This is a genomic window from Limibacter armeniacum (assembly GCF_036880985.1).
GTDB classification, from domain to species: domain Bacteria; phylum Bacteroidota; class Bacteroidia; order Cytophagales; family Flammeovirgaceae; genus Limibacter; species Limibacter armeniacum.
Window position 1 is genome coordinate 368,742 of record NZ_JBAJNO010000009.1, and the last position, 12,530, is coordinate 381,271.

General features: G+C 40.8%; 12 protein-coding genes. 5 read left to right on the top strand and 7 right to left on the bottom strand.

Annotated features, from left to right (window positions below; genetic code table 11):
* Positions 1 to 9: 9 nt before the first annotated feature.
* Positions 10 to 531, bottom strand: a complete 522-nt coding sequence (locus tag V6R21_RS19190; RefSeq protein WP_334245173.1) for a DUF7935 family protein — start codon at positions 529 to 531, stop codon at positions 10 to 12.
* Positions 532 to 740: 209 nt separating this feature from the next.
* On the opposite strand from V6R21_RS19190, the gene V6R21_RS19195 reads away from it, so the two are divergent.
* On the top strand, positions 741 to 1,958 hold the full coding sequence (locus tag V6R21_RS19195; RefSeq protein ID WP_334245174.1) for an NADH-quinone oxidoreductase subunit D: 1,218 nt from the start codon (positions 741 to 743) through the stop codon (positions 1,956 to 1,958).
* Positions 1,959 to 2,017: 59 nt separating this feature from the next.
* A complete protein-coding gene (locus tag V6R21_RS19200) occupies positions 2,018 to 3,268 on the top strand; it encodes a glycosyltransferase family 4 protein (RefSeq protein WP_334245175.1) in 1,251 nt (416 codons plus the stop codon).
* Positions 3,269 to 3,276: 8 nt separating this feature from the next.
* Here the strand turns inward: V6R21_RS19200 and V6R21_RS19205 are convergent, their stop codons facing one another.
* The 6 genes from V6R21_RS19205 to V6R21_RS19230 form a co-directional block, all read right to left on the bottom strand.
* Positions 3,277 to 4,041 (bottom strand): potassium channel family protein, encoded by a 765-nt coding sequence (locus V6R21_RS19205; protein WP_334245176.1) that lies wholly within the window; start codon positions 4,039 to 4,041, stop codon positions 3,277 to 3,279.
* A gap of 63 nt (positions 4,042 to 4,104) precedes the next feature.
* Positions 4,105 to 5,922, bottom strand: coding sequence for a TrkH family potassium uptake protein (locus tag V6R21_RS19210; RefSeq protein WP_334245177.1), 1,818 nt, complete (start codon positions 5,920 to 5,922; stop codon positions 4,105 to 4,107).
* Between the two features lie 290 nt (positions 5,923 to 6,212).
* Positions 6,213 to 6,740, bottom strand: coding sequence for a hypothetical protein (locus V6R21_RS19215; protein ID WP_334245178.1), 528 nt, complete (start codon positions 6,738 to 6,740; stop codon positions 6,213 to 6,215).
* 159 nt (positions 6,741 to 6,899) lie between these two features.
* Complete coding sequence (gene hemH, locus V6R21_RS19220; RefSeq protein WP_334245179.1) at positions 6,900 to 7,928, bottom strand: ferrochelatase; 1,029 nt, start codon at positions 7,926 to 7,928, stop codon at positions 6,900 to 6,902.
* Between the two features lie 244 nt (positions 7,929 to 8,172).
* Positions 8,173 to 8,430, bottom strand: coding sequence for a cyclomaltodextrinase C-terminal domain-containing protein (locus tag V6R21_RS19225; protein ID WP_334245180.1), 258 nt, complete (start codon positions 8,428 to 8,430; stop codon positions 8,173 to 8,175).
* 38 nt (positions 8,431 to 8,468) lie between these two features.
* The gene (locus V6R21_RS19230) at positions 8,469 to 10,088 is read right to left on the bottom strand and encodes an alpha-amylase family glycosyl hydrolase (RefSeq protein WP_334245181.1); all 1,620 of its coding nucleotides are present in this window, start codon (positions 10,086 to 10,088) and stop codon (positions 8,469 to 8,471) included.
* A 270-nt stretch (positions 10,089 to 10,358) separates the two neighbouring features.
* On the opposite strand from V6R21_RS19230, the gene arsC reads away from it, so the two are divergent.
* The 3 genes from arsC (at position 10,359) to V6R21_RS19245 (ending at position 12,422) form a co-directional block, all read left to right on the top strand.
* Positions 10,359 to 10,700 carry an arsenate reductase (glutaredoxin) gene (arsC, locus tag V6R21_RS19235; protein WP_334245182.1) on the top strand — a complete coding sequence of 114 codons (342 nt, stop codon included), beginning with the start codon at positions 10,359 to 10,361 and terminating at the stop codon, positions 10,698 to 10,700.
* A 112-nt stretch (positions 10,701 to 10,812) separates the two neighbouring features.
* Positions 10,813 to 11,133, top strand: a complete 321-nt coding sequence (locus V6R21_RS19240) for a YbjQ family protein (RefSeq protein ID WP_334245183.1) — start codon at positions 10,813 to 10,815, stop codon at positions 11,131 to 11,133.
* Between the two features lie 212 nt (positions 11,134 to 11,345).
* Positions 11,346 to 12,422 carry a BamA/TamA family outer membrane protein gene (locus V6R21_RS19245; RefSeq protein WP_334245184.1) on the top strand — a complete coding sequence of 359 codons (1,077 nt, stop codon included), beginning with the start codon at positions 11,346 to 11,348 and terminating at the stop codon, positions 12,420 to 12,422.
* Positions 12,423 to 12,530 lie beyond the last annotated feature (108 nt).

Here is a 12,530-nt window from a genome sequence, read left to right on the forward strand (position 1 = left end):
AGGTCAAAATTAGAATAGTGTTCTAATTTCGTTTTTCAGCACCCTTAATGCCTCAGCTGTTGGCTCTTGCTGCATCTCCATTACTTTTTCAAAAATTCTCTTCGCCAACTCAATTGAAGGCGCTTCAGGATCAATATCAACTGATGCTTCTTTAATTAGTGATACCATATTCTCCTGTGCAGTCCTTACCATTTCCCAAGCAGTATCACTTACATAAACCTGTTGTGCCAGGTTATGCTGAAACTCTTCCCTGATACTGACAATCAGAAGTTCTCTAAGCTGTGCTACAGTGTAACCATTTTCATTCAACCTTAAGATCAAGTTATTGGGAGTGATACGCTCAAGATAGATCGCCATTCTTTCATACGCCTGAAGTCTGTTTGGCAATACAGTCTTTGAGTTTTCGAGCTTCATATTTGCCAATTGTGCTGAAAATTCCTTTCCAATTAAAGACCTTACCACCAAAAAAACCGCATACAGTACAATCACTGCGGGTATGGTCATCATCAGTATTTCTTTCAATGCTTCCATCTCTGTCTTTTAATACACTAATTAAATTTCCCGAAAAGGATTATACTCCCTAATTCTTCTCTTTTCTAAAATACAGGAAGCAAATATATATTTTTTGTGGAACCTACAACGGATTTCTCGCTCAAGTTGTAGGATTGCCCCTCAGGATTCAACCATTTTTGCACAACTTGGTTATATTTGAAACCAAATTGAAAGTGAAGTCATAATTTATGGACAGAAAGATACAATACAAGTTTGATAAGGAGCACCTCAAAAACTCAGCTCCCAGTGTTTACGATGAAAGCAAACTCCGTTCTGAAGAGATGGTCCTTAACTTGGGTCCACAACACCCTTCTACCCACGGTGTACTGAGGTTGGAAGTCGTAACGGATGGTGAGTTTATTGTAGATGTCGTTCCGCACCTTGGTTATTTGCATCGTTGCTTTGAGAAGCATGCCGAGTCCATGGCTTTCAATCAGACCATTCCATACGTGGACAGAATGGACTATGTGGCTTCTATGAACTCCGAACATGCCTATGTAATGGGAGTTGAGCAGATGTTGGGCATCACTGAACAGATTCCAAAGCGTGTAGAGTACATACGTGTGTTAGTTGCTGAGCTGAACCGATTAGCCTCTCACTTTATTGCGGTAGGTACTTACGGTATTGACATTGGTGCAACTACCCCTTTCTTATGGTTAATGAGAGACAGGGAGCACATCCTACGTCTGTTGGAATGGGTCAGTGGGGCAAGAATGCTTTATAACTACATCTGGATTGGCGGACTTTTCTATGACCTTCCTGTAGGTTTTGAAGAACGCTGTCTTGAATTTGTTCAGTACCTGAAACCTAAGCTGAAGGAATTCCATAACCTGCTGGTTGAAAACAAGATCTTTGTGGAACGTACGGCCAACATTGGCGTCATGCCGCTAGACCTTGCAATCAACTATGGCGTTACCGGACCAATGCTTAGAGGTTCTGGTTTGAAATACGACCTCAGAAAAGTGGATGGGTATTCGGTTTACCCTGAAATTGACTTTGATATTCCAATTGGAAAAGGAGAAATGGGTACACTCGGTGACTGTTGGGACAGAACCTACGTGAGAGTTGCTGAATGCTGGGAATCCATTCGAATCATAGAACAGGCTCTTGAACAACTGACTGGTGATCACAAGAGAACAAGAGAATTTGACCCTCAGGCATTAGTTCCTAAAAAAATCCGTCCTAAGAAAATGGATTTTTATGCAAGAGCTGAAAACCCTAAAGGGGAACTCGGCTTCTTTTTCCGTGCAACAGGCAAAAGCGACATCCCTTTCCGCGTAAAGGCAAGATCTTGCTCTTTTGTCAATATGGCTATTCTGCCTGAACTGACCAGAGGTGTGCCTATTGCCGACTTGATTGCCATCTTTGGGTCATTTGATGTTGTAATGGGAGAAGTTGACCGATAGAACCTTACGGAAAAGCTTCTGTATTTTTTAGTATTGGGATATTAGACTGGGCTGCTTGTTTGAAAAAATTTAAGATCGAAATATTAACTCATAGCTATCCACCTGATTTTGGTGCTGCACCATTCCTGTTTCAGGATATGGCCATCGCATTGAAACAAAAAGGCTTTGATGTAGAGGTTTTAACGGCAGTTCCCTACTATCCAACTGGAAAAGTACCCCAAGCATACAGAGGAAAACTACTGTTTAAGGAAATGAAAGATGGCATTCCTGTCAGAAGACATTGGCTTTTTGCTGCCAGCCTTACAGCCAGTCGACTTGCAAGGTTGGCAGGGATGCTTTCACTTTCAGTCTCAATGCTAAGGTCTTTGCTTCACATGCTGAAGAGGAAACCGGACGTCATTCTGGTACAGACACCTCCGATGTTGATGCCTTTTCCTGCAATTGTTTTCTCCAAACTCACAGGAGCCAAGCTTGTAATCAATGTCTCAGACCTTTGGCCCAAAGCCATTGCTGACCTTGGGCTTATGAAGGAATCCTCCCTTTACTATAAGTTGCTTACCCAAATCCAGCTTAAGTTTTATAAAACGGCGGATCAACTAATGGCACAATCCGAAGAAATCAGCCAGTATATTCAGGGATATAATTTACCCAAACCTCTTCTTTACAGGGTTGGGGCAGACTGTCAGCTTTTTGTTCCCAAAAATAACAATCCCGATCAAACAGGTCAAAAGAAACCATTCCGTATTATTTATACGGGTGTACTGAATGTCGCCCATGCCATTCTAAGACTTTGTAAGGACATAAACTTCCAAGCCATAGGATGCGAATTACATATATATGGGGATGGGTTTGAAGGTGATGAAGTGAAAGCATTTCTAAACAAGCACCCAAACAGGGGAATTTTTCTTCATTCGGTGGTTTCCCTGACAGAAGTTGCGCAGTTGCTGACAAGATTTGATGCTGCCCTTATTTCACAAAAAAGTACGATCAGAGGTACACTCCCCGCCAAGGTCTATGAAAGTATGGCTGCTGGTATTCCAATTCTTTTTAATGGAGGTGGAGAAGGTGCTTCACTCGTTTTAGAGCATAAATGCGGATTGATCTCAGACCCATTACACCTGCCTTCATTATTGCAGAATATTGCATCAATGAAAAGCCTTACAAAAAATGAGTTAGATACGATGGGAAAAAATGGCAGAAATGCTGCGACCAAATATTTTGACCGCAGCATTCAGCAAAAAAAGCTCTTTAAGATGCTTGATTCGTTGCTTAATATCTCAAATGAGGAAACAGTAGAACAAACCTGTTAAAAGAAAGACTAGTCCCACTTCATTTTTTCCTCTGACGAAGATGCTCTTACCATTGAGGTAAGCTCTTTAATAGACGATCCTTCACCTGCAATCACCATACTGTGGGTCGTCTTCAGGATCATTGTCTCAAAGCCTTTTGTATAAACGACTTCCTCGGGCTGTCCCTCATCAGTATAAATCGTTTCTTTCAAACAGATGATCGTCACGCTGTATCTGGACCGCACTTTTACTTCCAATATTGACTTGCCGACAAACTCATCCGGCACAGGCACCTCAATAATGTAAACCTGAGGAGCAATCTCATCCATTGTTTTCACCTTCTGGTTCAGCAATGCCAACCCTAGTCTTTTCCCTTCCTGCTTCTCAGGGAAGACCACCTTTCTCACACCCATTTCACTCAATATCCTGGCATGAGATTCTCTCGTAGCTCTGGCATAAATATTCTTGACACCTATCTGTTTTAGCGCATCAACGGTCAAAATCTTTGTCTCAAAGTCCTTACCGTGAGACAGGACAACACAATCACTAGGCTTAACGTGCCTGTTCAAGGCATTAGGGTTGGTTACATCGGTCTCATAAACATGCTGAAAGCCTTCTTGCCTCATTCTGTCCAATGAAAAATAATCATCTAATGCTTTGTTAGGGTTATCACCTTCTACATGAAGAATAATCATAAAATCTGCTCCATGCTTTTGAAGTGTTCTGGCGATCTCCAAGCCAAAGGCTCCCATTCCAATCAGAACATATCGCTGATTTGAACTAAAATGTATCATCGTTTTTTTAAGGTCTTATCAATAAAAATGGCTCCACTTTGAGCTGCTCAAACATATAACAAATCAACCTACTATTATGTGCGCCTCAGGGTATCGGCAAGGGTAAGAGTTGTCATCACTACCCAAGAATGAGATAATCGTAATCAACCCAATTTTCCCTGAGAACATTAATCCACACAATACAATCTTACTGAAGTTGGAAAAGTCACCCGTAATCCCCCTTGAAAGCCCTACGGTACCTATTGAAGAAAACACTTCAAAGAAGACATCAACAAACGCCATATTCGTTTCTCTGATTGAAATCAGTAAGATTGACCCAAAGATGAGTAGGTTTGAAATAATAAAAATCAGAATAGCTCTCCTTATACTGGCCTTCTCCAAAGTATTCCAACCAATATTTACATGATCCTTACCTCTGCTGTCTGCCCAAAAAGACATCAGCAGGATAAAAACAGTCGTAACTTTCACCCCTCCTGCTGTCGAGTTGGGTGCTCCACCGATGTACATCAGCAGACACATGACCATCACACCGGCAGTTGTCATATCTCCCATTTCAATAATGGAAAACCCAGCTGTCCGAGCTGTCACACTAGTAAAAAATGCATTCTGCGCTTGCTGTATGATGGATAAATCCTTCCAGTTTTCATATTCTGTTAGCCAAAACATGATCGCACCACCAAAGAACAAGATAATTGTTGCATACAAAATGATCTTGGTCTGAAGCGTAACCCCTCTTGGGTTCAACTGTAGAAAGATTGGAGACTTTTTAAATAGGTCCAAGTAAGTGTAATACCCTAATCCTCCCGTAAGGATAATCATCATAAAGACAATATTGGAGAAAAGGTTGGTTGCCAGTGCCGGTTCCTGCAAGCCAGCAGGAAATATCGAGAAGCCTGCATTACAGAATGCGGATACGGAATGAAATATTGCCTTGAAGGCTCTCTCACCAAAAGGCATCCCCAAGTCATGCCAAGACACAAATAGACCTATAGCACCAATCAGTTCAGCAGAGAAGGTGATGTAAATAATATTTCTCAGGATTTGAGTTACTGTTCTGGTATTATCGCTCCCCAATGTGTCCATAATCACGTACTCCTCCTTAAAGTGAACCCCTTTCCGAAGCATTAGTCCAAAGAAAGTGGTCAAGGAAATAATACCCAATCCACCAACCTGAAACAGAAACAGCAAAACCAGTTGTCCTTTCATGGTCAATACCTCCGAGACATTGAATGGTGAAAGCCCCGTCACACAAACTGCGGATGTTGCCGTAAATAAAGCATCCACAAATGTAATATGGGAGTTGGAGCATACAGGAAGTTGTAAAAGTCCAGTACCAACTATAATCAGCAGCAGAAAGGATGAAACGAAAGTAATGGTTGCCTTACCTGAAAAGTACAGCCATAAATGGCGGTTTCGGGCAAATACAACCAAGGTCAACCCCGCAACCAACAAAGCTAGTGTAAAGTGGTAGTACTTGAATATTTCAATTGTGTAAGGAGTCAGTTCATGAAAGCGAGGTAAAAACAGCCCCCTATATACGAGAAAGAAAAAAAACAGGGAGATAAGAATGGCTTCCAGTATGTTATCTTTCAAAAACTGGTACTTATCCCTAGTAAACAGGAATCGGAGTATCATAATGGTAAACAGAATTGTCACCACTTGGCGCTCCAATCTCACCATCTTCACAATCTCTTCCATTTCCAAGTAAAAACCGTGTGTATAAATAAGCAAACCAATAATAAAGAGGCCTAACAACATCTCTACCTTGCCTATATTATTGGAAATGAAATTTTCAATCTGCCAAACAAAAGACGGTCCTTTTGTAGATACCTTTCTGGCACCTCTCTTAAAAAGGGCCTTTAAGTCTCGGAAAATGTTCATAGCTGTGGAATTGGTATTGTTATATTGTCAGCTTAGAATGGCAAGATGATTATCCTGTGTATAGTATTCTTGGGATGAAGCCGATCATAATGCCTTATTTACTACAATCTCTTTGGCCTAAGCTTAAAATCAATACCTATAGTTATTTGGTTATTAAAAGGCAGGAACAAACATGCCTCCCTTATTTTGGGGGCAAAAGTTAGTGCTTTCTTACATGAAAAGCACAGGTAAAAGTCATCTATTTCCAATCACATTGAATGGCAGAGGATTAGTTTGAGCCTTGATACTACTTACTTTCTCAGCATGATTGAGGTCAGTGAGGATGATTTAGCTTTTTTCAACAAAAAAAGGATAAAGTCAGCAACCGTTTTCTCAGGACCTTCTACCTTTCTAAAAGTTTGTAAGGCTTGATCAAAAGTTTTCATTTCAGACTCACTCATCCGGACGGTCAAGGTGTACTCTTCTAAGGGTTTTGAGACTTGAGCTTCTTTTTTAGGGTGGGTAGGCATCGCACGAGGACCTTCAGGAAGCTTTACTTTCTGTCTCTGCTGATTGTTTTTACTGTTAAACAACCTTCTGATCGCCTCCCCATCTATCCCAAAGGCATACCGGACTGCCAATTCCCTATTCGGAAAAAACGCCTCCAAATACCACTTCCAGGTCGCTTGTTTGTCTGAATACCGTTTCCTTCTCAATTGACACAGCCCATTTTCCAGTTCCTTGATACAATAGGTGGCTTCCCCCGAAAAGAATTCCACCAAATTTCTTTCTGCATCAAACATTGCTAACACCTTCTCAGAGGCTTTAATTTTTTCCAATAATTCGAATTCTGTTGAATGCATAGTAGTGAATATAAAAAAAGGGAAAAGGTATACAGGACACCTTTTCCCTTATTGAGTCAATGGTTAATCTGTCCTACAATGGTAGAACAATCTCAAGCATGACTTTTATTCACATCTTGTCAAGATTTAAGTCTTTCAGACAATAGATTTGCCATTTTTAGCCAAATCGACAAGGCACTCTACCCATTGCGGATGGTCATTCAGGCTTTCCACCATCTGCCAGTGTTCGCCGCCTTCTTCCTCAAACTGTTCTTTATATTCCTCCCCTACTTCAATTACTGTCTCCAGACAGTCAGCAACAAACGCAGGACAGAATGCCAACACTCTCTTTTTACCTTCTTGTGCCAATTGCTTCACCACATCTTCCGTATATGGCTGGATCCAAGGATCTTTTCCCAACCTTGACTGGAAACAAACCGTGTATTGGTCCTCACTCAGTCCCAATTCAGCTGCCAAAAGCCTAGAAGTCTCAAAACAAGCAGAACGGTAACAGTAAGTATTTGCCTCTGCATTACAGCTACATGACGTGTCTTGCAGCTTACAACAACTTTCAGTTGCCGCCTTGATAATTTGACGCTCAGGCAAACCATGATAACTGAAAACTACCTGATCATACTGCTCTTTTTCCAAGTATTTCTTGCCAATCTCTGCAAACGTCTTGATAAAGAGCGGATGCCTGTGGAAGTGCTGTACAAATTTGATATCAGGAATAATCTGCCAACCTCGTACGATCTCCATCACCTTGTCTGCCACTGACCCTGAAGTAGCTGAAGCATACTGAGGGAAGAGTGGAATTACCGTAATGTCTTTCACCTTCGCTGCTTTCAGCTCCTCCAAAGCTCGCTCGATACTAGGGCTCTGATAACGCATTCCCAATGCCACATGATATTCATCCCCTAGCTCTTGCTTCAGCATTGCCAATACTTTTTCACCATAAATCAGCAACGGCGACCCTTCTTTCGTCCATACCTTTTTGTACTCCTTGGAAGACTTTGGAGCTCTAAATGGTGCTATAATCAGGTTAACCAACATCCAACGTTTCCAACCATCGATGTCGATCACCCTGCCATCCATCAGGAATTCTCTCAAATACTTTCTTACATCCGGAGTTTCTGGGCTATCCGGCGTTCCCAAGTTTACAATCAGTATTCCCTTTTTTGCCATGAATTGCAAGTGATTTTTTATCTGTAAGGCAATTTTGCCCACCTATCAATTTATTACCAAGGAGACCAAACAACTGTTTAAGTGTTTTGTCTATTCAATTCGCACAAATTTCTAAAATTTCTGCTTTTAATTGGATAATTTTTATCAATGCAAAGATAAACACTTCTTACAACACTGCTTACAAAAAAACAAGCCACTAAATTTTAGTGGCTTGTTTGATCAGAATAACAATCTGATATCTCAATTACTTGGTATCCTCCTCAGCTGATTTTTCCAATTCTAAAATCAATGCTGTTTTGGCTGGAACTGTCACTTTATCCAAAGAGTAAGCTTTTCCGGAGATAACATCCTCTCCTCTGAAATAGCCATTTGTTTCCTCCTTGAACCTTGCCATATCAAGCTCCACATCCTTGTCATTATTACCTATAATGACCATCACTTTCTCATTCTGGCTACTGCGGAAGTATACATAAACCTCATCTTGTGGCACCCAGTGCTTCAATTTTCCTTCACGGATAGCTTCGCTGTTCTTTCTCCAGTTCAGGATATTTTTAAGGTAATCGTAATACTCGTTTTCATCGGCAGTACGTCCTTCAGCTGTAAAAGCATCACGCTTGTCTCCATTCCACCCTCAGGGAAATCCTCACGGATATCACCATGGTCGCCTCTGTTAGCCATCAGTACTTCTGTACCATAGAAAATCTGAGGAATGCCACGTGTTGTCAACAGAAAGGCTGTTGCCATTTTCATACTTTCCAAATCCTTATTGAATGAACCAAATGCACGGTCTACATCATGGTTATCCATAAATATCTTATTCTGGATTGGGTTCTCGTACAAGAAATCTTGTGTCAACGCTGTATGCAGTTCATGCACACTTCTGTTATCTCGCCAAACCTTGTTGATTGCATCCCAAATAGGAAAATCAGAGATACTCTCCAAATTGGTTACATAACCATCAGGGTTTGGTCTACCTTTTTTCCAGTATGATTCATAGACTGTTCCCCAAAGCCAAGTTTCACCTACGATATAAAAATCCGGATATTCTTCTTTAACTGTTTTCACCCATTCAGACATCGTCTCTTTGTCGTTGTATGGGTATGTATCCATCCTAATCCCATCAATACCAGTATACTCAATCCACCATTCAGACATCTGAATCAGGTATTTGGCAAGGTATGGGTTTGAGTTGTTCAAGTCAGGCATATGCCCATCAAACCAACCTTTTTCCATAATGGTCTTGTCATACTCAGAAGCATTAGGGTCTGAGATTACTTCTCCTTTGAAGTTGGATCTTGTAAACGTGTCCCACTGGTGTACCCAATCTTCTGTTGGCAAATCAGCCATCCACCAGTGTTTATCCCCGATATGGTTAAACACCAAGTCCATCACAACTTTCATCCCACGCTTATGCGCCTCATCTACTAGACGCTTGTAATCTTCATTGGTACCGTGGCGTGGATCAGCCTTATAGAAATTGGTGATTGCATAACCGTGATAAGACCACTCCGGCTCATTATTTTCAAGGAAAGGCGTTAACCATACCGTCGTAATCCCCAGTTCCTGCAAATAATCCAGCTTTGAAATTACCCCCTCAATATCTCCACCATGTCTGCCTCCTCTGAAGTCACGATCAGCAGCCTGTTTCATTTCCTTTACCGTATCATTGTCAGGGTTTCCATTCACAAATCGGTCAGGCATGATCAGGTACATCACATCTCCTGCATCCAAACCCTGAGCCTTACCCGGATCATTGGATTTAGCTTTCAGTTCGTACTCATATGTCAAGGGTTTGCGTTTGCCAGTATCAAACTTCAGCAGAACCTTTCCTGGCTGTGCTCCTTTTAAATCTAATGTCAGAAAAAGATAATTCGGGTTGTCTTTAGTAACCGCTTCTACCACTTTCACTCCTGGGTAATCGACAGACACTTTTGAATTTCCAATATTCTGTCCATGAACCATCAGCATAACGGAAGTGTTTTTCATTCCTGCCCACCAGAAGGCTGGTTCTATTTTATCAATAGCAGTGGTATTCTTTTTCAGTTCGCTAACACTGATTGTTGTATTATCAGCACTAACTGGGGTCGTTGCATGTAAACTCCCCGACATCAAACCGAATGAGAGTACGAGCGCTCCCACAGACATTGTTAGTTTGTTCATCTTTCCTTGAAATGTTGTTCACCTAAAATTTGATAGTTAAAATAGTCCAATTCACAATCCCTCAAAATGACTATGCTTCCCAACAAGTAAAACACAGTTTTGCAACCCGTTGCAAGAAAATAAATTAACATTTTTTGGATTATACCATGTTATCATGAGTTTCATTAACTTTAATTCCTCCTAAAAAATTCCTGCATTTGGCATTGTTAATAATAGATCTATTCATGAACTTCGGGAGTTCACACTGAAGACATAATTGTAAATATTCTTATGAAGATTTTCCATAATCCACGTTGTACCAAAAGCAGGCAAACACTGCAACTGATTGAAGAAAAAGGGGCAGATGTAGAAATAGTGAAGTACTTGGATGACACTCCTTCCAAAAGTGAGTTGAAGGAAGTATTGAAAAAACTAGGGATGCAACCTTCCCAAATTATCCGTAAAGGAGAAAGCATTTATAAGGAACAGTTTAAAGGCAAAGACCTTAGTGAAGATGAGTGGCTGGATGTACTGGTAAACAATCCCAAACTGATCGAGCGTCCAATTGTTGTAAAAGGAGACAAGGCTGTAATAGGTAGACCACCTGAAAATGTCTTGAGCCTACTTGACTAAGCAAAAAACACCTAAAGTTAACACCAATACTTTAGGTGTTTTTATTTTGTTACCTCCCTTTTGTATTTTAAAGTATTGCATTCCAAATTTTCTTCACCTTAACAACTTTAAAATGCTAATCACCACCACAGAATCAATTGAAGGTAAACGCATAACACATTACTACGGACTGGTTACGGGAGAAACAATTATCGGAGCCAACGTATTTAAGGACTTCTTTGCTGGAATCAGGGATATCGTTGGCGGACGTTCTGGCTCCTACGAAAAAGTTCTGCGAGAAGCCAAAGATGAAGCTGTAAAAGAAATGCAGGAAAAAGCGCAAAAAATGGGCGCTAATGCCGTCATCGGTATTGACCTAGACTACGAGACAGTAGGACCTAATGGAGGTATGCTTATGGTAGCAGCCAGTGGCACTGCTGTCAAGGTAGAATAATATTTACACAAAAGAGGCTATTAAATGATACGGTTGGGAAATTCTTCTCAACCGTTTTTATTTCCAATTCATCCAATTGGTTTACTATTATTATAATTATTTTGGAACAGTGTTGTAGTATATTTATGTTACATCACCACAAACAACCTAACAAACAAACTGTTTCATATTAGTAAACAGCCATTTACTATCTGATTTTCTGCAATCTATCTATGAAAAAGAAACTGACACTGCTTTTTATGATGCTATGCTGCACAAAGGGATTTTGTCAGCAAGCTGATCCTAATACCAAAAAGACCCAATCGCTTGTATTCCCACTGATCTACTGCAAACCAGAATCCGGTTTTGCTTTTGGGGCTGGTGGTCGAATCTTCCTTATGAAACACCCAAACGTATACAACAACCGTTTTTCTGACATTACCTTTATAGCCTCTTACACTACACAAGGGCAAATCAACCTCAATTTTGCTCCCACAATCTTCCTTAATGATGGAGACTATATTCTTGACCTTAAGTTCAAATACAAAAAAGCACCATTCAGCTTTTGGGGATTAGGTTCTGACAACCCTGACAATGCAGAAGAACAGTTCCTAATGAATGACTTCCTGATTAGGGCTGCCTTGCTAAAAAGAATGGGGAAAGATTCTTATGTAGGGATCGAATACCTTCACCAAAGTTACATCATCAACGAAGTGGAAGAAGGAGGTATTCTTGATGAGCAAGACATAAATGGTGATGCAGGAGCTGCTGTTAATGGCCTAGGTTTCGTCTATCGCTATGACAGTCGAGACAATGACTCCGCTCCCAATTCAGGTGCTTATATAGAGTTCAAGAACCACGTACTTGAAAATGAACGAACCGAAACATGGTTTACGAAAAACTCCATTGATGTCCGAAAATACATTGGCATCAGCCCTAAAAGTGTTTTAGCTCTTCAAGGCTATGGAGAAGGCACTTTTGGAGACGCTCCGTTTCAAATGATGGCGTGGTATGGTGGTGAGGATCATGGGCGTGGTTATCACAATGGTAGAATGATCAATAACTTCTTGGCAATGGCGCGTGCAGAATATCGTTACCGCTTCTTACCAAGATGGGGCGCTGCCGTCTTTGGTGAAGTTGGTGGAGTTTCTGAAAACCTTCAGGATGTTCTCAAGCATGCTAACTTAAGTGCAGGTACAGGGCTTAGGTTTCAGCTTAGCAAAAAGTCACCAACCTTGTTAAGAGCTGACATTGGAGTTGGACAGGACGGCAGTACTGGTTTCTATTTGGGTATCAATGAGGTATTCTAATTATTGGAGGGTATAAGTAATCAATTATAATTGTACGATTTGGTGAAAATTTTGTCTTTTATAAAAAGATAATGCAAATTTGCGGCTTCAACCAACAACAATAGCTGT